Origin of the sequence: Kibdelosporangium banguiense, from assembly GCF_017876405.1 — a bacterium.
Classification (GTDB): domain Bacteria; phylum Actinomycetota; class Actinomycetes; order Mycobacteriales; family Pseudonocardiaceae; genus Kibdelosporangium; species Kibdelosporangium banguiense.
Genome location: NZ_JAGINW010000001.1, coordinates 12,735,325 through 12,758,757, shown reverse-complemented (window position 1 = coordinate 12,758,757; position 23,433 = coordinate 12,735,325). Strand labels below are relative to the sequence as shown.

Genomic DNA, 23,433 nt, shown 5'->3' with positions numbered 1-23,433 from the left:
ACAATCGCAGTCTCGGCCCCATGTCCGATGGAGCACCTTCCCCAACCCCCGTAGCGCCGACCGTGCCCCCGGCTGACCCGCAGGACGGTCAGTCGCCGGCACCGGTCCCGACACCGCCGCCGAATCCTCCGGCTCCGCCTGCAGGCGGGCAGCAGCCGCCCGCGAACGATGTCCAGCCTCCCGCCAACGGCGGGGAGAAGACGTTCACGCAGGCCGACGTCGATCGGTTCATCACCGATCGGCTTGCCCGGGAGCGCGATGCGCAGAACAAGCGCTTCGCTCAGGCATTCGGCATCGAGGACCCGAACGCTGCTCCGGATCCGGCCAAGGCAATTGCCGACGCGCGCACGGAAACTCAGGCCGCGAAGGACCTCGCCGTCGACGCCGTCGCGGAAGCGCTGGCGCTCCGCGTGGGCATCAAGCCTGAGCGGGTTGACACGTTCATCGCGGTCGCTCGACAGTCCGGCCTGTTCTCCAATGTGGACCTCACGGCGGCTGAGGCGAAAACCGCGCTTGCTGCGGCCCTCGCTGTCAAGGCCAACGAGTTCCCCGAGTGGAAGGCGGGCCCGACTCTGCCGTCTGCTTCAGGCGGCGACCTGCAGCAGCCTGCAAGCGGCAAGCCAACGTACACCAAGGCGCAGCTCGAAAAGATGTCGCCTGACGAGTTGGCCGAGAAGGCCGACGACATCCTCGCCGCTTACCGCGAAAACCGGATCGTCTGACCACACAGGAACCGGGCGGGTAACACCGCCCGGCCACGGTCACCTCACGTCCTTCGGGACGGGCACAACGGAGGTATCGCCCGAGTACTCCACGGGCCGCCACGGCGCGAGAGCCGGATTCACCCAAGGCGAGCCACGAGGAGTGAGGAGAAACCACCGTGGCCTACGACCGCATGGTCCCTGAGATTTGGTCGGCAGCTCTGCTGCGCGCCCTTCGCAAGGCCCTGGTCTTCGCTCAGCCCGGCGTTATCAACCGGAACTGGGAAGGCGAGATCAAGCAGCGCGGCGACACCGTCCGCATCAACAGCGTTGGTCGCCCGACCGTACGCAAGTACGTCAAGGGCACGCCGCTCGTTCGCGAGCAGCTCACCGACGCACAGCGAGTCCTGCAGATCACCGAACAGGACTACTACGACTTCGAGGTCGAGGACATCAACCAGGCTCAGGCCCAGGGCGATATCGTCACCGAGTCCATGAACGAGGCCGCCTACGCCATGGCGGACAACGTCGACAAGTTCATCGCGAGCCTGTACACGCAGGCGAACGCGGCGAACAACATCGGCACCGTCGCGGTTCCAGTTGCCACGCCGACCGACTTCTACGACAAGGTGCTCGTGCCCCTGTCCGTGAAGCTCGACGAGGCGAACGTCCCGACCGAGGGCCGATACTGCATCGCCCCGCCGTGGCTGCACGGCCGTGGCCTGCTGGACCCGCGGTTCATCAAGGTCAACGAGTCGGGCACCGAGCAGGGTCTGCGCAACGGCACCGTCGGCCGCGCAGCCGGTTTCGACATCATGAAGTCGAACAACTGCATCAACTCGACCGGTGACGACTACGTTGTCCAGGCTGGCACGTCTGCCGCGATCACGTTCGCCGAGCAGATCAACAAGACCGAGCCGTTCCGGCCGCACGACTCGTTCAGCGACGCCGTCAAGGGCCTGGCCGTGTACGGCGCGAAGGTCATCCGCCCCGAGTGCCTGGCGGTCGCGACCGTCTCGCAGACCTGATCGGAGGATCACCACAGTGGCACGCACAGCAGTCCCTCTGTCCAAGTGGGTCGGCAACGGCAACCTCGCTGACCCCGCCGGTACCGCGATCAACGCGGGCGTCGGCAACGGTCACAGCATCGCTGCGGCCCCGTCCGACCGCATGGTCCTCCGGGTCACCAACACCCACGGTTCCGCTCACCCGGTTGTGGTCAAGGCGGGCACATACCCGCCTGCGATTGCGGCCGGCCAGGGCGACCTGACCGTGAGCGTCGCGGCGACAACCGGGGTGCAGTGGATCGGTCCGCTGGAAAGCGGTCGGTTCATGCAGGCGGATGGGTCCATCCTGGTCGACATCGAGGCCGCGCACGCGGGCACCATCACGGCGTTCGAGCTGCCGAAGGCGGTCTGACCAATGGCCGAGACGATTCACCTTCGCGGCGAAGGCGGATATGTTCACGCGTTCGATCTGCCGTTGCCTGACGCGATCGGCGATCGGGTCAGCCGAGGCGAGATCGTTCGCGTGAACAAGGACGGTTCACCGTACGTCGAGGCGCCAGCCGAGAAGCCGCTCACGCCCAAGGAGAAGCTGCAGGCTGACGCCGCGGCGCTCGGGCTGGCGACGGACGGCACGGTCGCCGATCTGACGGCCCGGATCGATACCAAGGTGGCCGAGCTGCGCGAGCAGGCCAAGGAGCTCGACATCGACGGCGACAAGCTGTCTGCGGTCGAGCTGCAGGCCGCGATCGACGCGGCTCTCGCCAAGTAACCAGACTGGTAGCCCCGGCATCTCGCGGTAAAGACCTGGGGAAGGTGGGCCGCGGGGCCTGCTGGGGCTACCTCCTACACTGACCGGGGGTTGGAGGAAAGCATGCCGTGGTATGCGCAGCGTGCCGGCCTGCCGGATACGCATCGGCATCACGCCGACGAGGGCAGTGAGCTCGCGCGGGTGTATGAGCGTCTCGGCTATGTCGAGGTGCCGGCGCCGGGTGCGGGTGAGCCGGAGGAAACCGGCGTCGTGGTCGAGCCGGCCGTCGTCGAGGACGTGACGGTGGTCGAGGAGCCGAAGGCGACGAGCAGGCCGAAGGCGAGGTCGTGATGCCTACTTGGTTCACCAACCTGACCATCGGGCAGATCCTCCTGTTTGTCGGTGGGCTCGTGCTTGTGGTCGGGTTGTTCGCCAAGGTGTGGAAGGCGATCCGCCCTGTGTGGCGCGGCACTGGCAACTTCCTTGAGGACTGGAACGGTGAGCCGGAACGGCCTGGGGTGCCTGCCAAGCCTGGAGTGATGGAGCGGTTGCGCGCGATCGAGCAGAAGGTCGACGGGATCGATCACGAGCTGCACCCGAATTCCGGCCAGTCCCTGCGGGATCAGGTGGACTCAATCCGCACTGAGTTGCGGGAGCACATCGCGCAGCAGCAGGGGTGACACCCGGACCGCAGTGTCCGGGCCATGGCATGGCGCGTAGCTCGGAGTCTTGACGCCCTTCTCGGGCAGCTCAACGCGATGGCCCCAGGGCGCAGCAAGGTGTCTGACGGGTCCATTGGGGACACTAGCCACCAGAACCGGTCCAGCGACCACAACCCTTGGTATGGGCCGGGAATCGTCACGGCGCGGGACTTCACGCATGACCCTGCCGGTGGTCTCGACTGCAACTGGCTGGCTGACAAGCTGGTCCGGTCTGGTGATGCCCGGATCAAGTACATCATCTGGGACCGCCGGATTTGGCAGGCCGGTCGCTGGACCGGCTACAGCGGTATCAACCCGCACACTCATCACCTTCATCTGAGCGTCCAGGCGAATCCGTCGTGTGATGACACGCGCGCGTGGAACCTCGGCGCACCAACACCTTCCCGGGAGGCACCCGACGTGAACGCAGACGAGCACGCCTGGTTGGGCAACATGAACGCCCAGATCACGGGCAAGCACAAGTCGAAAGTCAACCCCGAGTGGGAGTGCACTCCGGTCGAGTTCCTCCAGTTCGCGGACCTGCACCTGACCGAGATCAAGGCGACACTCGCCGCCCAGTCCGCCGCGATCGCCGCGCTCAGCAACGACCAGGACCTGACGCGGGACGAGGTCGCGGCCATCATCCGCGACGCCGTCCAGCAGTCCATCCAGATCACGGGCGATGTCCGAATCACCAGCAAGGAGAGTCCACAGTGACCAAGTTCGTTCTGCCTCCGTTCGCGCGTGACCTCGCCGAGCGGGTCGCCGCCAGTTTCGCGGGCACGGTCGTGACCGTGCTCGGTGCCGACGTGGTCAACCTGGTCAACGTCGACTGGGGCACCACACTGAGCCTGGGTGCGGGCGCTGCGGTGGTGTCCGCGCTCAAGGGCATCGCGGCACGGTTCCGCGGCAACCCTGACTCGGCTTCGCTGTCCCGGCAGGTGTGACCGATGCCGTTGCCTGCGCAGTGGTCTACCCGGACGGTGGTCGGCTCGTGGGAGCCGCTCACCGGGTCGGCTGCTGCGACGGGCACGGTCCAGTTCATCCCGACAGGTAGCCCGTGGTGGACGGTCGCCGGTGTGACCGTGCCGCCGTCCACGATCACGGCCGACCTCGTCGGCGGCGAGATCTCGGTCGCCATCCCCACTAACGATGATCCTGATGTCCTGCCGACCGGCGGAACCTGGACGGTGCGCGAGGTCATCAACGGCGTCACGCGGCCGTCGTACGCGATCCAGGTCCCGGCCGGCGCCGGGACTCTGAACCTGGCGACGTTGGCGAGAGTGGCTCCTGTTGGTGCGGTCGAGCGTCTCGTTAAGACGGTCGGCGGCGTCCAGCCGGATGAGAACGGTGACGTCCCGGTCACCGCTCTGCAAGGTGCAACCGGAGCACAAGGACCGCCTGGCTCGGCGGGCGCAACTGGCGGCACTGGGGCGCAAGGACCAGCCGGGGCAACCGGCCCGGCAGGGCCACAGGGCGACCCTGGACCGACCGGCGCCACAGGTTCTCAAGGTCCGCAGGGCGAGACTGGGCCGCAAGGTCCCCAAGGCGAGCAAGGGCCACAGGGTCCGGCTGGAGCGACTGGTGCGCAGGGCACGCCCGGGTTGTCCGGCGAGCTGTACCCGCCATCCGCAGCCGGGTTGACCGAGTGGAGCATTGACCCGGCATTCTGCACAACCTCGTGGCAGTTGGGCAGCGGGACGTTGCTCCTCGTGCGCATGCGGTTCCGGCAGACAATCACGTTGGACGAGATCGGTTTCGTCGTCACCCAGGCCGGCGTCACGCCGGGCGCCTACTCGGGTGTCGCGGTCTACGAGGACGGTGCGGGCGTGGTGAACCGGCTCGCGCAGTCGGCCGATGCTGGCGCGACGTTCACAACCTTGGGTGCGAAGTCTGTTCCGCTCACGTCACCGGTCACGATCCCGGCCGGCGAGTATCGGCGAATCGGAATCCTGTGGCAGGGCAGCAGCGTGCCGCGCATCGCCGGAGCGCCCGCGACTGTGGACGCCGAGACTATGAACTTCGGCGCTCGCCGGGGGACGTTCCTTGGCAGCCAAACCGGTTTTCCGGCGACCCTCACCGTGTCGTCGATGACATTGAACAACGCCTCATACCTGCTGACTGGCAAGGACATCTGATGATCTGGGCGACGACTGCGGAGGTCCGCGACTACCTCAGCGACGACGACATCCTGCCGGCGGACTATGACGAGGCGACTCTGCAGCGGGACATTGACAAGGCCGTCCGGAAGATGGCGACGCAGATCCTTCGGTGGCCGTGCCTGAACGAGGATGACCGGCCGGACGACGAGAAGGTCCGCAAGGATGTGATCGCGGCGGTCGCCGAATTGATCAAGTATCGGCGTGAGCAGGCAGCTGCAGCCGAAGCGCTCGGTGGTGCGGGCACGGCCGAGATCCTTAAGGCTGGCGGGAGTATTAGCGCTGGGAAGACGTCTGTCTCTGGCGGGAAAGGCGCGAAGGTCGGCCGGTATGCGGACACACTGCCATGCGACACGGTGGAAGCACTGGAGGCCGCAGGCATGATCGGTGGGAGCGTGCCGACGTGGTGAGCCTGCTCGGATTCACCGGCACGCCGCACAAGGTGCTGCACGAGCCGTACCTCGGTGACGACGGCGTAGGACGGCCGAAGCACGGTCCGGCGGTCGAGGTGGCTGGCCGGGTCGAGGTGGTCTCGCGCAGGGTGCAGCTGGACACGGGACGCGTGGTCAAGCTGTCTGCCCTGGTGTTCCTTCCGGGCACGGTCGAGGTTGCGCCGCAGGATCGGGTGACGTACACGGCTCCCGGCCTGGCGGGTTCTGGTGTGCCGCACAAGGTCGAGCTCGTGGATAGCCCGGTGTGGTTTGACGGCAAGCCGATGCACCATGAGTGCGGCGTGACCTGATGGACGACTTTGAGGCGGTGCTTGGCGACGCTGAGCGGGCCGTGCGGCGCGGCACGGTCAAGGGCGTGCGTGGTTCCTGCCAGTCATTGAAGTCGGACTCACAAGACCTGGTGCCGTACCAGGAAGGCGACCTGTCCCGCTCCGCTGCGGTCAGCATGGACACGGCCGGAACCGAGGTTCAAGGCGCAGTCACCTACGACACGAAGTATGCCGCGATCCAGCACGAGGCGGAGGACTTCCGACACCAGGACGGACGGACCGCGAACTACCTCGGCGGGCCGTTGCGGGCGAACTCGGACCGGTATCTGGAGTACATCAACGGCCAGGTGGCGACGGAACTCGAAGGCGGGTAACACCCCGGCCTGACTGTGAGCGCGTGTTGTCGATGGCTCTCGCGCTGCATGTGCATGGGCTCGGCTTGGTCCGGTATCCGCCGGATGCGGGCGGAGATCCAGCGCTGCCGCCAGGGTTCATCGTCGACATGCCGTCCACACCGGACGCTTGCGTTCTCTTCAAACCCCGCCCTGGTTTCTCGAACGATGACCTTTCCGGCTACGAACTGGCCGAGCAGCAGATCATCGTGCGCACGCTCGCGGACGCGGGATACCGCGTCGGTTATGACCAGGCTAAGGCGATTCGGGACGCGTTGCACAACACCGGGCAAACCGTTTGGGCGCCCGGAACCGAGCATGAAGTTTCGATCGCGTGGTGCGACGCAAGCGATTCCGAACCCGTGTGGCTCGGCCGAGACGAACAAGACCGGCCGAAGTGGTCGGTGTCCATCCAAACCGAGGCACTGATCACGGAGGTCTAGCGTGCCTATCAAGAAGAGGCTCACCCGGTTCAACCGGATTCAGGTCAACACCGGCACCGAAGAGGCGCCGAACTGGGTCCTGGTCAGGGGATTGTCCACGATCGAGTTGTCGATCGAGCCGAACGAAGTCGACACGTCTGACTTCGATAGTGAAGGCTGGGACGGGTCGGTCACGACTCACCGCAAGTGGTCGCTCAGCCTGCAGGGGCAGGACGGCTACACCGGCCCGGACAACGCCCAGATCGACGACCCGGGCCAGGCGCACCTGAAAACCAAGGGTTTGCTCACCGGGCCGGAGGCGTACACGTTCGTGCGCTTCTACAGGATCGACAACAACCAGGGCTACACCGGCCGGGTGACCAGCAACTACAGTGGTACCGGCGGCGAGGTCAAGAGCGTGTCGCCGTTCACCTGCCCCTTGACCGGCGACGGCCAGCTGTCCGCATACACCCACGTCCCCTGATCGAGGTTGACCAGTGACCACCTTCCCCCCGCTCCGGCGCCTTCAGTCCGAGATCGACGGCGCCACGCTCGATCTTCCGTTGCGCGGCAAGGTCTACAGCTTCCCGATGGCTCTGCCGATCAGACTCGGCCTGAAGATGACCATCCTGCAAGAAGAAGCGCGCCGTCTTGAGCAGGCCAAGAAAGACGGCGTCGAGTACGAGGTCAAAGACGAGGCACGCGAGTGGATCGAAGACACCCGCATGCACGAACTGTTCCGCGAGCTGATCGGCGAGACCATGGTCGCACGGCTGACGGCCGACGGCGCGACCTGGCCGGAGCTGATCCACATCGGACAGACCCTTTTCGTATTCCATCAGTCCGGGCTCGAAGCCGCGCTGTTCGTCTGGCAGTCAGGCGAAGACGACGAAGCAGCCGAGGGTGATGCACGCCCCCCGGCCCGGAAGCCGGCAACCCGCTCCGGGTCGAGTCGGCAGACGACATCCCGGACTTCATCGACCAGGCAGAAGCCCGCCGCTACCAAGGGAGCGCGCTCGGGTGGGGCGACCTCCTCGAAGCGTGGGAGCTGATCGAGGCCGACTTTCATCGCGAGTATCACGTCGACTTGGCTGCGCCTGGCGTGTTCGATCTGTATACGTGGCGGTGGTTCGAGGTCAGGTTGTTTGGCTTGTCGGCGGAATCCCGGACGTGGCGGAAACTCGGGGAGAGCACACGGTCTTCAGGTGAGGAGACCAGCGTCGAGGATCTCGACCGGGAGCTCGGCATCACCCGGGAGTGACACCCGCACGCGAGCGTACGCCTTGTGGCCCTGAAGACCGGTGAGATCCGTGCCCTGATCACGGGTGATTACACCAGTTTCAAACGCGCCACTACGGCAGCGAAGCGGGAGGCCAAGGACACCCGCAACGAGCTGTCCAAGCCGATCACGATAAGCGGCACCGCTGCGCCCCTGCTGAAAGTCTTGGGTGGCCTTCCCGCTGCTGGCGTTCTGGCGGGCGCGGGCATGGCCGCGGGGTTGGCGTTGCCGTCGGCCGCGTTGGCCGGTATCGGGATCATGGCCGTCGCGCAGAGCGCGGATGTCAAGGCCGCGTATTCTGACATGGCCGAGGATGTTACGGCTGGTGTCCGGGGTGCGGCGCAGTCTCTGATCCCGTACCTGACCGGCATCGCTGATCAGATCGAACAGCGGTTCGTACGCGTGCAGCCGCAACTCGACCGCATGTTCGCCGGGACCGGACCGCACCTGGCGATTTTCGCTGATGGCGTGCTCGACTTCACGACAAACCTGTTGCCCGGTATGGAAGCCGCGATCCAACGGGGCAGGCCGGTCACGGAAGGGTTCGCCCGGTTCCTGGCGCAGGCCGGTTCTGGCGTGTCCAAGATGATGACCGAGTGGTCGCAGTCGTCCGACTCGGCCGGGCAGGCGATCGACGATCTCGGCGGTACGGTCGAGGATCTGCTGGAATTCGTTGGCCGACTAACGTCGTCCTTTGCGGACGACTTCGGGCCGCGTTTCGGCCAGGTGCAAGGCATCCTTGGCAAGACCGAGGACGCGGTCGCTGATCTCGCTGAGGGCGTGGGGCCGCTTCTGTCGGGGGCGCTTGGGATGGCCCTGGACGCTACCGCGGCGCTGTTGACCCCGGTTGCCGCGTTGGTGTCCGGGTTTGGTGACCTGCCGGCGCCGATCCAGGCTGCGTTGTTGGGTTTGGTCGCGTGGCGTGCGATGCAGTCTCGGATCGTCGGTGAACACGAGTCGCTCGGGGCTCGGCTTTCTGCGCCGTGGAAGCGGTTCGGTGACGAGGTTCGGCTGCAAACCGCACTCGCCGCGTCGGCTGGCGAGGGCAACATCAACCGGATTACCGCGTCCATGGCGGCGCTGGAGTCTCGCGTGCCCGCGATTGCGCGGATGGGCGAGGCCTACCGGTCTGCGTCGACGTCGGTCGAGCAGTACGTCCGTGCCCAAACAGCCGTCATGACGGGTCTGGGCGGGCTGGACGGGCACATGTCTGCGACCTCGACCGCGGTTGACAAGGCTGGTGGCGCAGTCGCTCGACTGGGTGGCGCGGCGGCGGGCACAGCGGCAGCGCTTGGTTCAGGTTTGAAGACCGCTGTCTCGGGCGTGGTCGGTGTCCTGGGTGGACCATGGGGTATCGCCGTCACTGCTGGCGTTGCGCTGCTTGGCGAGTGGATTTCCAGGTCGGCGAAGGCTAAGGCTGAGCAGCAGGATCTTGCCGCGGCGGGCGCGAGTGTCGCGAAAGCGTTGCGTGAGCAGAACGGCGTGATCAACCAGAGCGTACGCACGCAGGCTGCGAAGGTCGCGAGCGACAAGGGTCTGTTGGAGCAGGCCGAGAAGATGAAGCTCTCCACGTGGGATGTGGTGTCTGCGCTTCTCAACCAAGGCACTGCCTATGACGACATCAAGAAGAAGGCACAGGACTATGCCCAAGGCCTGAAAGATCTGTACAAGAACGGCCCGGCTGGATCGATCTCGATCGACCAGATGCTAGCCGGGATCGAGACGTCGGAGAAGTTCATTGCTGCGCTCGACGCCGTGCGAGGTGGCTCTGATGCTGAGGCAGCGGCGATCCGGCGGGTGGCCGAAGCGACTGGCGGGGCAAGCACTGCGATGGCGCAGGCGCCGGCTGCTGCTGGGCCGATGGCTGATGCCATGCGGAAGATGTCCGAGATCGGCGCTTCGGCTGAGGAGAAGATCAGCGCGCTTAAGTCCGCATTGGACGAAATGGCGGGTAAGCGCCACACCGTCGAGGATGCCAATCAGGCAGTCAACGATTCGTTGCGCGGCTTGGGCGACGCGTTCAAGGAAGCATCTGCAGAGGCGAAGAAGCACGGTCAACAGTTGCTGACCAACGAAGGTGCAGTCAACACTGCCACGAAGGCGGGCAGTGACCTAAAGAACAATGTGGACCAGATCGCGGACGCGTACCGGCAGCAGTACTCTGCGGCGTTCGAAGCTGCTCGGGCGCAGGGGAAAGACATCCCGGAAGCGTCGGCGATTGCTGCTGCGGCGGCTTCGCAGACGCGCGATCGGTTCTTGAAGGTGGCCGAGCAGTTCACCAAGAGCAAGGAGGAAGCCCAGAAGCTGGCGGACTTCTACGACATCATGCCGGCCGTGCAGGCGACACAGATCACGCAGCCGGGTATGAGCAATGCGCAGATCGCGATGAACCTGTTGCGGGAATACGTGGTCAAGGTCCCGGGGGATAAGTCGATCATCGTGTCGAGCAACGCGGCTCCGGTGATTGAGACGGTCAGGTCGTTGGGTTTCCAGGTGCAGAACCTGAAAGACGGGTCGTTCAAGATCATTGCGGATACGGCGACCGCTCAGAACCAGATTACCTCGTTCATCCGGGACAACACCGGCAAGGTCATCACGCTGCGCACGGTGACCACAACCGGCGTGACCACGTCGTCGGCCGGTGGCATGAAGTTCCAGGCGTCCGGCCAGATCATGGAGTACTTCGCCAACGGCGGCTTGCGGCCGATGTCGGCGAGTTCCGGCGCGATTGTCGCGCCGTACACCCGCACCGGCGTGGTTCGGGGAATCGGCGACAACCCGCGGTTCGACGAACTGTTCCTGCCGCTGGACCGGTTCTCTGCGCGCTCGCAAGGTCTGCTCGACGAGGCGCTTCGGCGGATGCGTCCGGAGTGGTTCTCGCGGCAGTTCGTTCCGATGGCGGCTGGCGGTATCTGGTCGGGCGGGGGTTGGAGCGGCGGTTCGTCGTACGACAACTCGCGGCGTACGAGCATCACGGTCAACGGGTACAGCAGCCGTGATGTGGTGCAGCAGATTGCCGAGCAGCAGCGTAGGGAGGAGTTGCTGTGGCCCGCGAACTGATTTGGTACGGCGGCGACGGCTGGACACAGGTCCTGAATGACCGGCCGACCGGTTATCGCGTCCATGAGGGAGTGACGGGGCTCGGCGCTCCGCCGCGGCAGTTGGTGGCGGATACGTCGCCGCTTGTGGACGGTGAGGTGATCACGGACGAGTGGGACATGGCTCGCACGATCATGCTGCCGATGACTGTGTGGGGCCCGGACAACGAGACGTTCCTCGCGCGCATGCGGGCGTTGGCGTTGTCGCTGTCGGCGCCGGGTGAGCTTGAGCTCGGCCAGGCGGACGGGCGTCGGCGGCGGATTCGCGCGCACTATGCCGGCGGGCTGGAGGGCGACGAGGCGAAAGACCTTGGTGGGGACACGACGTGGGCGAGGTTCGTGCTGTCGCTGCGCTGCCCGGATGCGTACTGGTTCGATCCAACACCGGTTACCCAGCTGTGGCAGCACAGTGGGTCTGCGGCTTTCTTGGGTGACCCGTTCTTTCCGCTCCGGATCGGCTCGTCGCAGGTGCTCGGCGACACGACCACGACCAACCCTGGCGACGTGATCAGTTGGCCGACATGGGAAATCACACCGCCCGGGTCAGGGTTGGTGCTGAAGAACCGGGACACTCTTGAAGAGCTGGAAGTGTCGGGCTCGATACCGGCTGGCCGGACGCTGAAGATTGTGACCGAGCCGGGCAAGCAAGAGGTATCGCTTTCGGACGAAACTGACTGGTGGGATCACCTCGAAGGCGTGCCGGTGTTTTGGCCGATCCAGCGTGGTGTCAACAACATCAGCGTGACGCTCACGGGTGCGTCGACGGGGTCGAGCGTATCGCTGTCGTACAACCCTCGCTATAAGACGGCGTGGTGACCCCATGAGCATGCCGACTGTGTGGCTGGTTCGCCCGTCTGGCGCGACGGCGGGCACGCTCGCGTACACGCGGCTCACGGCCGTGCCGAAATACATCGACGTCGGCACGTGGGTTGTCGATTGCCCACTCAATGCACGAAACGCGATCGCGGCCGAGGACGGTGTCGCTGGGTGGCGGCTGGCCATTATGGATGGCACAGAGCCGATCATGGCAGGCCCGGTCGAGGGCTGCGAGATCCTGCTCGGCGACGAGCAGGGTGGGCGCACGGCGACGATCAGGTATTCGGGTGTCGATGACATGGTGTGGTTGTCGCGCCGAAACGTCAGGCCGGTGCCGGCGAACACCCTTGCCGCTCAGACGGTCGGCTATGACGTCCGGACCGGTTTGGCTTCGACGGTGCTCACGCAGTACATCGATGTGAACGCGGGCCCGTCGGCGCGCAGTGAACGGCGCGTCGCCCACCTCACTGTCGACCCGATCAGCACGCCGTTCGGAGCGAGCGTCACCGGGCGTGGCCGGTTCCAGAGTTTGCTAGAACTCGCGCAGGATATCGGTGTGGCTGGCGGGATCGGTGTCCGTGTCCGGTCGGACATGACTGCGGCGCGGCGCGTCCAGCTGTACGAGCCGAGAGACCTCACGGGGCTGGCGCGGTTCTCGCTGTCGCTGCGCAACTTGCGCCGGGTGCGGTGGTCGATCGCTGCGCCGGAGGCCACGACGATCGAGGCTGGCGGCCGGGGCGAGGAGGACGCGCGCGAGTTCATTAGCGTCACCGACTCCGGCGAGGAAACCAGCTGGGGCCGCCGTGAGGGCTTCTACGATTTTAGATCTGCGTCCGGTTCGGACAGTGGCGCCGAGCTCACTGCTGGCGCGAATAAGCGCCTCGACGAGGCGGGCCAGACACAGCAGGTCGAGGTGACGCCGGTGGACACGACGCGGATGACGTACGGCTTGGGGTACGGGCTTGGTGACCTGGTGACGGTGGACGTGTACGGCGGGATCACGATGGAGTCCGTCATCCGCGAGGTTGAGATTACCGTGGACCGGTCGGGCGACCGTCCAACGCGGACCGTGGTGCCGCGCGTCGGCGACATCGGTACCGCGTCGCCGAACGCTACGACCAACACGGTGATCAAGCGGCTGACTGGTCGGGTGTCGAGGCTGGAACGGCGGTGACACCTCGACCACAGCATCAAGGGCGTGGGTGAGGCGAGCTACCCGTTTGACTCGGGTCCGGGCACGGCGGTTGACGAGGCCCGTTGGCGCGGCATGGCGAGGCATTACCTGCCGAACGGCGTCATTGGCCTGTCCACACGCGACAGCGCAGACACGTCGCTGAAGGTCACCCTGGGCAGCGGCCTGACGTTCAACATGGCCGACGGTGGCGCGATTGTCGACGGCCTGCGGTACGAGGCAACCGCCGGACCACTCTCGAAGACGGCGTCGGCCAACGGCAATACGCAACCGCGGATCGACCGGCTGGCCTTGCAGTTGAACACCACGAACAACCAGATCATCGCGGTTATCAAGCAGGGCACGCCTGGCGCGTCGCCGTCGCCGCCCGCGCTGACGTTCGACTTGACCACTGGTGTGGTCGAGGTCCCGCTCGCACGCGCAACCTGCCCCGGCTCTGCGTCCGCACAGAACTACAACACGTTGGTCGACGAGCGAACGTTCATCGGCATGGCAGGCGTGGTCGGTTCAGGGGACCCGTTCCTGTGGAGCCCCTTGAAAGCCGGCGACATCCTGTATGCGCCGGACTTTGACACGCTGTCTCTCTATTCGGGCGCTGCCTATCGCGGGATTCGCGCCGAGCAGTTTGCCGGGGTCCCGGTCAACTCGTCCGGTGTTGCGAACGTCAACGCTGGTGTTGAGACGACGTATGCCTCGATCACGGTGCCCGCTTTCGGGTGGCCGTACAAGATCAGTTTCTCGGCGCATCACCACATGCTGGGGCTCGCGTCGGGTGGCGGCTATTCGCTGGGCAAGATCCGGCAGGACGTCGCGGCCTCGGGCACGATCGTTGCGGAGGGCTCTCAGCCGACGGCCACTACGGGCCTGGACACGTCGCTGTCGATACCGCAGAGCGCGCCGATCACGATCAGCGACGGCCTTCAGCACGTGTTCTACTTCCGGGTGACGCCGTCGCACAACGCGACGTTTTTTTGGAACATCCCGACGAACTACTTCAGCGCGATCGTCACGCCGGAGTGGTGACCGCGGCCCCCGCCGTAACGGGGGCCGCACTTGTCACCGGTCGAAGCGGCCAGTCTTGATCGCGTCAACGGCGTGCCGCACGGTGGCCCACTCGGTGGTGAGCGCGTCCGCCGGGTTCTTACTGTCCCGGATGCCGTGACGCGACACCTCCACACAGTCGCCGCCGTCGCCGTTTGATCTGCTGGACTTCCTCCACTCAGTGGTGTCCGTGGCCATGACGACCACCCTTTCCTTGCCCGGGGTTATGCCGCTCTCAGCGTAGTAAGCAGGGAAATCGTGTCTTCAGGTGACAGTGCAAGATCACAAAGCCGGGCGAATACCAACCGGTAGCGCTCGTAATCGCTCGGCCCATCGGGGTAGAGCGCCCCGTCTGGTACCTCCACATAGATCGTTCCCAACCCAGCGTCGGCAGGGAACGTGAGCAGCTTGAACGGGCCCTTCATGGCCGGGTGCGCGCCTACACCGAACGGCAGGATCTGCAGCGTGATGTTCGGCCGGTGCGCCATCTCGACGAGGTGGTCGAGTTGCTCCCGCATGACCTCGGCGCCACCGACGGTGCGGCGGATGGCCGCTTCGTCGACCACCAGATGCAGCCGTGGGGGTGCTTTGCCTTCGAGCCGTGCTTGTCGCGCCTGCCGGAAGGCGACGAGCTTTTCGAGGTCGGCGGCCGGCCGCTCCCGCGCCTCGGCGGTGACTGCCCGGATGTAGCCAGCCGTCTGAAGCAGGCCGGGAACGAACCCCAGGTCGAAGCCGCGGATTTCGATGGCTTCGGATTCTTCCTTCACATACCGCTCGAAGTAGTTCGGGACGGTGCCGCTGTATTCGAGCAGCCATCCGCGGTCGTCAGAGCGCTCAGCTTGTTTGAGCAGGTGGTCGAGCATTGGCTGGCCGACGCCGTACGCGTGGCACAGCTTCAGGACGGTGGCCGGGGTGATGACCTGCTTGGCGGACTCGACCCGGCTGATTGTGGCGTGGGTGAGGCCGGCTTGTTCGGCCGCGGCTGACATTGTGGTGAAGCCGGCTGCGAGCCGCAGGTCTCTGAGCTGGCGGCCGAGTTGGCGTCGCCGGTAGGCCGGGCCAGGTTCGTCCGACATGCGGTTGCACTCCTCCGGGGTTGTGGTTGGTGCCAAGTGTGCACGTTGGGCACGCAGAGTGGTCCGCGGTTCCCCCGGTCGGCTTATGCCGCTGTGTACAGTTAACCATGTACTGTACTTGGACCGGCGGCTTGCCGTTGGTGGCCCGCTCCGCCGATATGCCCCTTGCCCGGGGAACCGGCGGGGCCGGGTCGGATTCAACCATTTCGACCGGGAGGAGGTGCCGGGCATGCCCGCCGGAGCCAAGCCCGGATGCGAGCGGTTCGAGTGGCGTGTAGACATGTTCCGCCCAGAGCTGGTTCATCTCGCCGACCTCACCAGGAAGCTGTACATAGCCCAGGGCCGCCATTGGGTCTTCGCCGTCGACAAGCGCACCGCGGACATCAACCGGCCTGAGATCCCTGGCCGGACTTCCCGCTGCCCGGACTGCCAACTGTGGGCACAGAACCACGGACACCCGTCATGAGCACAGGAATGTGGCACGCGTGCGGGTGCGGGTGCGGCCTGTGGCACCGGGTCGTCGACGGCCAGGTGCAGTGTGAGCATCCCAGCCTCGCCGAACTCTGCTCAGGCGAGGGCGTGCCGTGGGTCCGGCAAGCGAACCTGATGTGTCGTCCTTGCCTGATCGTCCAGGGCCAGCACATAGCCAGCCCCGACGGCTTGCGCGGCGACCTCGCACGCCACAAACACGACATCTTGGACGCGATGGCCGAGGGCATCGAAGCAATGCGAAAGGCTGTCGAGGCAGAACTAGACCGGCGTGACCTCGGTCCGGGAAACGACGCGTCATGAGCGCCCGCGCCCGGTGTGCCCGCCGCCTGTCCTCCCTGCTGTCCACCGACACCAGCGGCCACTACATCCGCGTGCAGTACGACCGGCCGACAGGCCGGTACTGCGTGCATTGGACCGGCGGCCCGACCACGGCCCGGATGCGAGAACTCGCGGCCCGGCATGCGGACGAGGTGCCGCTGCTCGACCTCGACGACCTCGACTGGGACCGCAAGTGAGCAAGAACTCCCGCCGGGCCGCTTCGGATGCCAAGAGGGATATGAAGGCTGAAGGCCTCACCACATCCACAGTGTGTCAGCACGGCCGTACCACCGAGCGCACGATCGTGATGTCCGGGCACAACACCGTACGGACAACCTGTTCAGACTGCTCGAAGGTCGTGAGCGAGGTCCCGGAACCCCCGCCGCCGCTGCGTGGCTGAAAGACCGGGGTAGCACTGGGGCGCGGCCCTCGTTGAGTCTGGGCATCGCTCAACGAGGGCCGCTGTTTACCTGTCAGCGGCGCGCCCGTGCCTTCGCGCTTTTGGCCGAAAGGCTGAGCATGTGCGCCTTGCGGGCTGACAATGCCCTCTGCCGCCGGACCTCAGGTGTCAGAATTCCGTCCGGGTCGACCTGCTGCTCGAATCGCGCGAGGAGCGCGTCGCGACCTTTGCGGGCTTTCTCGCTGCGGTCCGTGGTGTTGGCCCACGAAGCGTGCGCAGCCATTCGAGCGCGTAGGGCACGCTGCTCGGGGGTCATGGTGGTTTTGACGTCTCCCATACCCCCGAGCATGCGGCCCGCTTGTTACTTGAGTCGGTCGCCGAGCGAGAGCTTCCGGGCTGTTGCAAGGGCCCGTTCGTCGGCGGCGGATTCGCCGTATCGACGGGCCATGGCGTCGGTCCGCCACCCGAACACTCTCATCATGTCCTCTGTGCTCGCGCCGGCCATCTTCCACGCGTGTGCGGACGCGTGCCGACCGAGATGGGCGTGGACGTTGCGGCCGATCTCCTCGTTGATCCCGGCGGCTTTGCCGCGTCGCCGCAACATGAGTTTGATCCCGTTGGCGGTCAGTGGCCCTTTTCCTTTCTCGGAAAGCCACAAGGCTTTGTGGTGTGCCCATTTGTCGTTCGCGCGCACGCGGAGGTATCGAGAGAGTGCTTGTCCGGTTTTTGGGCTGAACGGGACGGCTCGGGGCCGTCTGCCTTTGCCCACTACTTGGATGACGTCGAGGTCGAAATCGATGTCGTCGACTGTCAGGTTCGCGACCTCCGAGAGTCGCGGGCCGTTGTCGGTGAACAGCCGGATGAGCGCGGCGTCGCGACGTGAAATGAGGTCGCGGCCTTTGCACCCGTCGAGGAGTCGGTCCCACACGTCGTCGGGGACGACCGGGACCGGGGCCGGTGGGATCTCCGGCGGCTTCATCTTCGCCATGGGATGCTCGTCGATCTCCCCCTCGGCAACCAGCCATTTGAACCACTGCTGGAGGTGGCGGTACCGGGTGTCTGCCGTGCTGGCTGACCGGGTGTCGAGCAGGTGCCCGATCCAGTCCCGGACCATGGTGGTGGTGATGTCGGCCGGCTCGTCGGGTGGTTCAGGGAGTTGGTCGAGCCATGCGGCGAAGAGGCGGGTGGACTCGTCGTAGTTGCCGATAGTGCGGGGGCTCTTGTTGTCGGCTTTGAGAGCCCGTCGCCATTCACGCAGTAGGGGATACCAGCGGTGGTCTGTCTCCATATGCGGACTCCACAGTGAGGGTGTCACTGAGCGGCCCGCTAACGGATGCCTCGAGGTTTTTCGGGTGTTTCTGCTGGTGGTGGGCGTAGCAGGTTTCGAACCTGCGACCCCCTCCTTGTAAGGGAGGTGCTCTTCCGCTGAGCTATACGCCCTGATCAGGTGACGCCGATGGTTGAGGCGGAGTCACCTGACTGTATCAATCATGCTGGGTCAATCATGCCAGGTCGGCGACAGCCTTTTTCCAGGCCTCCTGGTCGCGGGCTTCGCCGGGCTGGTTGATCTCGGCGTAGCGGACCACGCCGTCCTTGTCGATCAGGAAGGTGCCGCGGTTGGCGAGGCCGGCTTTGTCGTTGAAGACGCCGTAGGCGGTCGCCACGGTGCCGTGCGGCCAGAAGTCCGAGAGCAGGGGGAACTGGTAGCCCTGCTGGTCGGCCCATGCCTTGAGGCTGAAGGGGGTGTCCACGGACACGCCGATGACCTGGACGTTCGCGTCGGTGTAGGTCGCGAGCTCGTCGCGGACCTGGCAGAGCTCACCCTGGCAGATGCCGCTGAACGCGAACGGGTAGAACACCAGCAGCACATTCTTCTCGCCCTGGTAGGACGACAGCGTGACTGGCTGCTTGTTGTAGTCGTTGAGCGTGAAGTCAGGGGCCTTCGAGCCGACCTCGACCGCCATACCCGCATCCTCCCAGAGGTGTCTGCTTGTCCGAGCGTGCCCAGCCTAGTACCCCGTCTGGGGACACGGCCCAGACGGTTCGCCCTTCGGGGAACGCTAGCGGCGGGTGTTGGCCGATTTGGGCGACACCAGCCTGTTGCCCGTCCAGTCGTTCCCCACGTTGATGTTGGATGTCTGCGACATGCCTGCTGTCGACACCGCCTCGGCGATCTCACTCGGCTCGACGTGCCCGTCGCGGCCGGTCTTGGGTGTCAGCACCCAGATGATCCCGGTGTCGGCGAGCGGGCTGCGTACGTCCAGCAAGGTGTCGGCGAGGTCACCGTCGTCTTCTCGCCACCACAGCAGGACTACGTCGACCACCTCGTCGGCGTCCTCATCGAGCAGGTCGCTTCCGCTCCGCTCCTCGATGGCGGCACGCACGTCGTCGTCGACGTCCTCGTCCCAGCCGATCTCCTGGACGACAATGCCTGGCTCGATCCCAAGCTTCTCGGCGACGCCTGCTTTGCCGGCGTCTCCCGCGGCCACCACGGCTTCCACTCCTCCATGCGAACCATTGCGGCGCCGGAAGGCTCCGCGTGTTAGGCGATAGCGAACACTTTCAGTACCCAAGTGCGCAACCGTCCACACCGGGATAAGCCCCAACTGTGTCCGCGCGGGAGTCCAACCTCGCCCGCACTACGGTGACGGTATGCATCGGAACGTCCTGTGCCACGTAGAGGCAATACCACTCCTGCGAGTGTGGGGTACACCGCCATCGGGTTACTCACCAGTAGTGATGACGTGGCGCTCGATCGGGACGACGATGGGTATGACGCGCGCCAACCGGGTTGAATTGGCGTGAGTAACAACGAGAGAACCAGGCGAGGAGACCCCTTGGCCCCGCAAACCAACTCAAACAGCGTGAATGCCCCTGGCCGGGTGCACGTTATCCGCGACGGCCTCGCCGCCCATCTGCCCGATATCGACCCGGACGAGACCACCGAGTGGCTCGAGTCGTTCGACGCCGCCCTCAAGGAGGGTGGCCAGCAGCGTGCTCGCTACTTGATGCTCCGGCTGCTCGAGCGTGCCCGCGAGAACCGCGTTGGGATCCCGTCGCTGACCAGCACCGACTATGTCAACACCATCCCCACCGAGCAGGAGCCGTGGTTCCCCGGTGACGAGGAGGTCGAGCGCCGGTACCGGGCGTGGATCCGCTGGAACGCGGCCATGACCGTGCACCGCGCGCAGCGGCCGGGTGTCGGCGTCGGCGGTCACATCTCCACGTACGCGTCGTCCGCGACGCTCTACGAGGTCGGGTTCAACTGGTTCTTCCGTGGCAAGGATCACCCGGGTGGCGGTGACCAGGTCTTCTTCCAGGGACATGCCTCCCCGGGCATGTACGCGCGCGCGTATCTGGAGGGCCGCCTCGCCGAGACCCAGCTCGACGGCTTCCGCCAGGAGTACTCGCACGCCGGGATGGGCGGCGGCCTGCCGTCGTACCCGCACCCGCGGCTGATGCCGGACTTCTGGGAGTTCCCGACGGTGTCCATGGGCCTGGGCCCGATGAACGCCATCTACCAGGCCCGGTTCAACCACTACCTGCACGACCGCGGCATCAAGGACACATCCGACCAGCGAGTATGGGCGTTCCTCGGCGACGGCGAGATGGACGAGCCGGAGTCGCGCGGCCTGATCCACGTGGCGGCCAACGAGGGCCTGGACAACCTGACCTTCGTGATCAACTGCAACCTGCAGCGGCTGGACGGCCCGGTCCGCGGCAACGGCAAGATCATCCAGGAGCTGGAGTCGTTCTTCCGCGGCGCGGGCTGGAACGTCATCAAGGTCATCTGGGGCCGTGAGTGGGACGCCCTGCTGCACGCCGACCGCGACGGCGCCCTGGTCAACCTGATGAACACCACCCCGGACGGCGACTACCAGACCTACAAGGCCAACGACGGCGCCTACGTGCGTGAGCACTTCTTCGGCCGCGACCCGCGGACCAAGGAGCTCGTGGTCAACCTGGACGACCCGGAGATCTGGAACCTCAAGCGGGGTGGCCACGACTACCGCAAGGTCTACGCGGCCTACAAGGCGGCCACCGAGACCAACGGCCAGCCCACGGTGATCCTCGCCAAGACGATCAAGGGCTACAACCTCGGCACGCACTTCGCGGCGCGCAACGCCACGCACCAGATGAAGAAGATGACCCTGGACGACCTCAAGGGCTTCCGGGACACGCTGCGGATCCCGATCTCCGACGCGGAGCTGGAGAAGGACCCGTACCTGCCGCCGTACTACCACCCGGGCATGGAGTCCGCGGACATCCAGTACATGCTGGAGCGGCGCCGTCAGCTGGGCGGGCACGTGCCGGAGCGCCGGGCGAAGGCCAAGGCGCTGGTGCTGCCGGGCGACAAGGTCTACGACGTGATCCGCAAGGGCTCGGGCAAGCAGGAGGTCGCCACCACCATGGCGTTCGTCCGGCTGGTGCGCGACCTGGCCAAGGACCCGGAGATCGGGCCGCGGATCGTGCCGATCATCCCGGACGAGGCCCGGACCTTCGGCATGGACTCGATGTTCCCCACGCAGAAGATCTACAACCGCAACGGCCAGCTCTACACCAGCGTGGACGCCAAGCTGATGCTCGCCTACAAGGAGAGCGAAAAGGGCCAGATCCTGCACGAGGGCATCAACGAGGCGGGCTCGACCTCGTCGTTCACCGCGGTGGGAACGTCGTATGCCACGCACGGCGAGCCGATGATCCCGATCTACATCTTCTACTCGATGTTCGGGTTCCAGCGGACCGGTGACGGTCTGTGGGCGGCGGCCGACCAGATGGCCCGTGGGTTCGTGCTCGGTGCGACTGCGGGACGAACCACCCTGACGGGGGAGGGCCTGCAGCACGCTGACGGCCACTCGTTGCTCCTGGCGGCCACGAACCCGGCTGTGATCGCGTACGACCCCGCGTGGTCGTTCGAGGTGGCGCACATCGTCAAGGACGGTCTACGGCGGATGTACGGCGACCAGGCCGAGGACATCTACTACTACCTGACCGTCTACAACGAGCCGTACCAGCAGCCGGCCGAGCCGGAGAACCTGGACGTGGAAGGCCTCCTGCGTGGCCTCTACCACTACGCGGACGCCCCGGCAGGCAATGGCCCGAAGGCGCAGATCCTGGGTTCGGGTGTGGCGCTCCCGGCGGCGCTCAAGGCGCAGCAGATGCTGAACGACGAGTGGGGCGTGCAGGCCGATGTCTGGTCGGCCACGTCGTACTCGGAGCTGCGCCGTGACGCCGTGGAGGTCGACAGGCACAACCTGCTGCACCCGGAGGCCGAGCCTCGCGTGCCGTACGTGACATCGGCGCTGTCGCGGTCGGACGGTCCGGTCGTGTCGGTGTCGGACTGGATGCGGGCGGTTCCGGACCTCATCCGGCCGTGGGTGCCCACCGACATGGTCACCCTCGGCACGGACGGCTTCGGCTTCTCCGACACGCGCCCGGCGGCTCGCCGTCACTTCCTCGTGGACGCGGAGTCGACCACGGTGGCTGTGCTGGCGGCGCTGGCCAGGCGTGGTGAGGTCGACAAGTCCGTGGTGATCGAGGCGACCCGGAAGTATCAGCTCGACGACGTGTCCGCGGCCGGTCCGCAGACTTCGGACCCGGGCTCGGCCTGACGCTGGGAGACCTTGGTGGGCGGTGCCGATACGGCGCCGCCCACCAGCGTTTCCGGGGCCCGTAGCCACACGGCCAGGGCCAGGACGGATATGACCGCGGTGGCTGAGAACGCCGCCTGGTAGGACCACATGTCCGCGAGCGCGCCCGCGACCACCGGCCCGACGATGGCGCCGAGGTCGGCGGCCATCTGGAAGGTCGCGAGCACCGGACCGCCCCGCACCTGCGTGCCGATTACGTCGGCGACCGTCGCGGTCTGCGCCGGGTTGATCATGCCCGAGCCGATGCCCGCGATCAGGGCTGCGCCGACCAGGAACTGCATGGACTCCGCCAAGCCCAGCGCCAGTACGCCCATCGTGAGCACAGTGAGCCCGGCCAGGGCCACAGGTCTACGGCCCTTACGGTCGGCGATACGGCCCGACAGCAGCAGTGTCGACGCCGTACCGACCGCATAGACAGTCAGCGTGATGCCTGCGGTCACGCTGGTCCCGCCGAGGTGGTAGACGACGAACAGCGGGATCAACGCGAATCGCACGCCGAGCGTGACCCATCCGTTGGCGAACGACGACGCCAGTGCCGCCCGGTAGGCCTTGGTACGCACCGCTTGCCGGACCGTGAACTCCGGCAGGTCACGCACTGCTGAGGGGGCTGTGTGCACGGAGTGGCGCAGCAGCAGCCACACGATCAACGCGGCCAGCAGCGTCGAGCCGCCGTACGCGATGAACGGCAACCGCAGCGACGACCCCGCGATCAACCCGCCGAGCAACGGCCCGGCCATGTTGCCGAGCAGAGCGCTTGTCGACCACATCCCGGCGGCCCGGCCGCGCAGCCCGGCCGGGCTCAGCCGGAGGATCAGCCCGATACCCGCCACGGTGAACATCACCGAGCCGATGCCCGCGATCGACCGGAACACCAGCAGTTGCGTGTACGACCCCGCCCAGCCGCACGCGGCCGTGGCGACCCCGTTGAGCGCCAGCCCGGCCAGCAGGACCCGCCGTTCGGCGAACTTCGACACCAGCCGCCCGCCCATCGGCGCGAACAGCAGCCGCACGATGGAGAACGCGCTGACGATGAACGACGCCGCGGTGATCCCGACCCCGAAGCTGGTGGCCAGCGCGGGCACGACCGGCGCCATCACCCCGAACCCGAGGGTGACCAGGAACGTCGCCGACAGCAGTACCCAGACCTCGCCCGGAAAACGGGCTTCGTCGCTCAACGCTCAACCCCCAGATCCAGGTTTTGTTTGCCCCCAATGCCACA

The 23,433-nt window shown here is 66.1% G+C and carries 31 protein-coding genes and 1 tRNA gene; 23 read left to right on the top strand and 9 right to left on the bottom strand.

Annotated features, from left to right (window positions below):
• The first annotated feature begins 20 nt into the window (after positions 1-20).
• The 15 genes from JOF56_RS57195 to JOF56_RS57125 all read left to right on the top strand — a co-directional run bounded on the left by JOF56_RS57195 (position 21) and on the right by JOF56_RS57125 (position 7,903).
• A complete protein-coding gene (locus JOF56_RS57195) occupies positions 21-722 on the top strand; it encodes a hypothetical protein (RefSeq protein ID WP_209647852.1) in 702 nt (233 codons plus the stop codon).
• Between the two features lie 158 nt (positions 723-880).
• Complete coding sequence (locus JOF56_RS57190) at positions 881-1,729, top strand: phage major capsid protein (protein WP_209647851.1); 849 nt, start codon at positions 881-883, stop codon at positions 1,727-1,729.
• Between the two features lie 16 nt (positions 1,730-1,745).
• Positions 1,746-2,120: a hypothetical protein gene (locus JOF56_RS57185; RefSeq protein ID WP_209647850.1), complete on the top strand. Its 375-nt coding sequence runs from the start codon at positions 1,746-1,748 to the stop codon at positions 2,118-2,120.
• 3 nt (positions 2,121-2,123) lie between these two features.
• Positions 2,124-2,477, top strand: a complete 354-nt coding sequence (locus JOF56_RS57180) for a hypothetical protein (protein ID WP_209647849.1) — start codon at positions 2,124-2,126, stop codon at positions 2,475-2,477.
• Positions 2,478-2,579: 102 nt separating this feature from the next.
• Positions 2,580-2,807, top strand: coding sequence for a hypothetical protein (locus JOF56_RS57175; RefSeq protein ID WP_209647848.1), 228 nt, complete (start codon positions 2,580-2,582; stop codon positions 2,805-2,807).
• Positions 2,807-3,136 carry a hypothetical protein gene (locus JOF56_RS57170; RefSeq protein ID WP_209647847.1) on the top strand — a complete coding sequence of 110 codons (330 nt, stop codon included), beginning with the start codon at positions 2,807-2,809 and terminating at the stop codon, positions 3,134-3,136. Before JOF56_RS57175 ends, JOF56_RS57170 begins: the two co-directional genes overlap by 1 nt.
• A gap of 24 nt (positions 3,137-3,160) precedes the next feature.
• A complete protein-coding gene (locus JOF56_RS57165) occupies positions 3,161-3,874 on the top strand; it encodes a hypothetical protein (RefSeq protein ID WP_209647846.1) in 714 nt (237 codons plus the stop codon).
• Positions 3,871-4,104 (top strand): holin, encoded by a 234-nt coding sequence (locus tag JOF56_RS57160; RefSeq protein ID WP_209647845.1) that lies wholly within the window; start codon positions 3,871-3,873, stop codon positions 4,102-4,104. Before JOF56_RS57165 ends, JOF56_RS57160 begins: the two co-directional genes overlap by 4 nt.
• Before the next feature lie 3 nt (positions 4,105-4,107).
• Positions 4,108-5,295 carry a collagen-like protein gene (locus JOF56_RS59930; RefSeq protein ID WP_209647844.1) on the top strand — a complete coding sequence of 396 codons (1,188 nt, stop codon included), beginning with the start codon at positions 4,108-4,110 and terminating at the stop codon, positions 5,293-5,295.
• The gene (locus tag JOF56_RS57150) at positions 5,295-5,726 is read left to right on the top strand and encodes a hypothetical protein (RefSeq protein ID WP_209647843.1); all 432 of its coding nucleotides are present in this window, start codon (positions 5,295-5,297) and stop codon (positions 5,724-5,726) included. The genes JOF56_RS59930 and JOF56_RS57150 overlap by 1 nt, the downstream gene beginning before the upstream one ends.
• Complete coding sequence (locus JOF56_RS57145) at positions 5,720-6,058, top strand: hypothetical protein (RefSeq protein WP_209647842.1); 339 nt, start codon at positions 5,720-5,722, stop codon at positions 6,056-6,058. Before JOF56_RS57150 ends, JOF56_RS57145 begins: the two co-directional genes overlap by 7 nt.
• Positions 6,058-6,411, top strand: coding sequence for a hypothetical protein (locus tag JOF56_RS57140; protein WP_209647841.1), 354 nt, complete (start codon positions 6,058-6,060; stop codon positions 6,409-6,411). Before JOF56_RS57145 ends, JOF56_RS57140 begins: the two co-directional genes overlap by 1 nt.
• A gap of 32 nt (positions 6,412-6,443) precedes the next feature.
• A complete protein-coding gene (locus tag JOF56_RS57135; protein WP_245381292.1) occupies positions 6,444-6,872 on the top strand; it encodes a minor capsid protein in 429 nt (142 codons plus the stop codon).
• A 1-nt stretch (position 6,873) separates the two neighbouring features.
• Positions 6,874-7,335 (top strand): phage tail tube protein, encoded by a 462-nt coding sequence (locus JOF56_RS57130; RefSeq protein ID WP_209647839.1) that lies wholly within the window; start codon positions 6,874-6,876, stop codon positions 7,333-7,335.
• 13 nt (positions 7,336-7,348) lie between these two features.
• Positions 7,349-7,903: a DUF7426 family protein gene (locus JOF56_RS57125; protein WP_209647838.1), complete on the top strand. Its 555-nt coding sequence runs from the start codon at positions 7,349-7,351 to the stop codon at positions 7,901-7,903.
• Between the two features lie 149 nt (positions 7,904-8,052).
• Here JOF56_RS57125 and JOF56_RS57120 read toward each other — a convergent pair whose 3' ends face one another.
• A complete protein-coding gene (locus tag JOF56_RS57120) occupies positions 8,053-8,649 on the bottom strand; it encodes a hypothetical protein (protein ID WP_209647837.1) in 597 nt (198 codons plus the stop codon).
• Here JOF56_RS57120 and JOF56_RS57115 point away from each other — a divergent pair.
• The 4 genes from JOF56_RS57115 to JOF56_RS57100 are packed head-to-tail and all read left to right on the top strand — an operon-like array spanning position 8,632 to position 14,259.
• Positions 8,632-11,190, top strand: a complete 2,559-nt coding sequence (locus JOF56_RS57115; protein WP_209647836.1) for a hypothetical protein — start codon at positions 8,632-8,634, stop codon at positions 11,188-11,190. The genes JOF56_RS57120 and JOF56_RS57115 overlap by 18 nt on opposite strands.
• Positions 11,175-12,044, top strand: a complete 870-nt coding sequence (locus JOF56_RS57110) for a phage distal tail protein (protein ID WP_209647835.1) — start codon at positions 11,175-11,177, stop codon at positions 12,042-12,044. Before JOF56_RS57115 ends, JOF56_RS57110 begins: the two co-directional genes overlap by 16 nt.
• Positions 12,045-12,048: 4 nt before the next feature.
• The gene (locus tag JOF56_RS57105; RefSeq protein WP_209647834.1) at positions 12,049-13,218 is read left to right on the top strand and encodes a siphovirus ReqiPepy6 Gp37-like family protein; all 1,170 of its coding nucleotides are present in this window, start codon (positions 12,049-12,051) and stop codon (positions 13,216-13,218) included.
• Positions 13,219-13,242: 24 nt separating this feature from the next.
• On the top strand, positions 13,243-14,259 hold the full coding sequence (locus JOF56_RS57100; protein WP_209647833.1) for a hypothetical protein: 1,017 nt from the start codon (positions 13,243-13,245) through the stop codon (positions 14,257-14,259).
• A 33-nt stretch (positions 14,260-14,292) separates the two neighbouring features.
• Here JOF56_RS57100 and JOF56_RS57095 read toward each other — a convergent pair whose 3' ends face one another.
• Together JOF56_RS57095 and JOF56_RS57090 are read right to left on the bottom strand one after the other, a co-directional pair.
• Positions 14,293-14,475 carry a DUF397 domain-containing protein gene (locus JOF56_RS57095; RefSeq protein ID WP_209647832.1) on the bottom strand — a complete coding sequence of 61 codons (183 nt, stop codon included), beginning with the start codon at positions 14,473-14,475 and terminating at the stop codon, positions 14,293-14,295.
• 26 nt (positions 14,476-14,501) lie between these two features.
• A complete protein-coding gene (locus JOF56_RS57090; protein WP_209647831.1) occupies positions 14,502-15,353 on the bottom strand; it encodes a helix-turn-helix domain-containing protein in 852 nt (283 codons plus the stop codon).
• 229 nt (positions 15,354-15,582) lie between these two features.
• On the opposite strand from JOF56_RS57090, the gene JOF56_RS57085 reads away from it, so the two are divergent.
• The 3 genes from JOF56_RS57085 to JOF56_RS57075 are packed head-to-tail and all read left to right on the top strand — an operon-like array spanning position 15,583 to position 16,360.
• Positions 15,583-15,819, top strand: a complete 237-nt coding sequence (locus JOF56_RS57085) for a hypothetical protein (protein ID WP_209647830.1) — start codon at positions 15,583-15,585, stop codon at positions 15,817-15,819.
• The gene (locus tag JOF56_RS57080) at positions 15,816-16,145 is read left to right on the top strand and encodes a hypothetical protein (protein ID WP_209647829.1); all 330 of its coding nucleotides are present in this window, start codon (positions 15,816-15,818) and stop codon (positions 16,143-16,145) included. The genes JOF56_RS57085 and JOF56_RS57080 overlap by 4 nt, the downstream gene beginning before the upstream one ends.
• Positions 16,142-16,360, top strand: coding sequence for a hypothetical protein (locus JOF56_RS57075; protein WP_209647828.1), 219 nt, complete (start codon positions 16,142-16,144; stop codon positions 16,358-16,360). Before JOF56_RS57080 ends, JOF56_RS57075 begins: the two co-directional genes overlap by 4 nt.
• Before the next feature lie 276 nt (positions 16,361-16,636).
• On the opposite strand, the gene JOF56_RS57070 is transcribed toward JOF56_RS57075, so the two are convergent.
• The 5 genes from JOF56_RS57070 to JOF56_RS57050 all read right to left on the bottom strand — a co-directional run bounded on the left by JOF56_RS57070 (position 16,637) and on the right by JOF56_RS57050 (position 19,055).
• Positions 16,637-16,900 carry a hypothetical protein gene (locus JOF56_RS57070; protein ID WP_245378832.1) on the bottom strand — a complete coding sequence of 88 codons (264 nt, stop codon included), beginning with the start codon at positions 16,898-16,900 and terminating at the stop codon, positions 16,637-16,639.
• A 24-nt stretch (positions 16,901-16,924) separates the two neighbouring features.
• Positions 16,925-17,851, bottom strand: coding sequence for a tyrosine-type recombinase/integrase (locus JOF56_RS57065; protein WP_209647827.1), 927 nt, complete (start codon positions 17,849-17,851; stop codon positions 16,925-16,927).
• 77 nt (positions 17,852-17,928) lie between these two features.
• Positions 17,929-18,003: transfer RNA gene (locus tag JOF56_RS57060), tRNA-Val, on the bottom strand.
• 62 nt (positions 18,004-18,065) lie between these two features.
• Complete coding sequence (locus tag JOF56_RS57055) at positions 18,066-18,527, bottom strand: peroxiredoxin (RefSeq protein ID WP_209647826.1); 462 nt, start codon at positions 18,525-18,527, stop codon at positions 18,066-18,068.
• A 96-nt stretch (positions 18,528-18,623) separates the two neighbouring features.
• Positions 18,624-19,055, bottom strand: a complete 432-nt coding sequence (locus JOF56_RS57050; RefSeq protein WP_209647825.1) for a DUF3052 domain-containing protein — start codon at positions 19,053-19,055, stop codon at positions 18,624-18,626.
• A 372-nt stretch (positions 19,056-19,427) separates the two neighbouring features.
• Here JOF56_RS57050 and aceE point away from each other — a divergent pair, with 372 nt between their 5' ends.
• A complete protein-coding gene (gene aceE / locus JOF56_RS57045) occupies positions 19,428-22,175 on the top strand; it encodes a pyruvate dehydrogenase (acetyl-transferring), homodimeric type (RefSeq protein WP_307855759.1) in 2,748 nt (915 codons plus the stop codon).
• Here the strand turns inward: aceE and JOF56_RS57040 are convergent.
• Positions 22,118-23,389, bottom strand: coding sequence for an MFS transporter (locus tag JOF56_RS57040; protein ID WP_245378831.1), 1,272 nt, complete (start codon positions 23,387-23,389; stop codon positions 22,118-22,120). The genes aceE and JOF56_RS57040 overlap by 58 nt on opposite strands.
• Between the last annotated feature and the right edge of the window lie 44 nt (positions 23,390-23,433).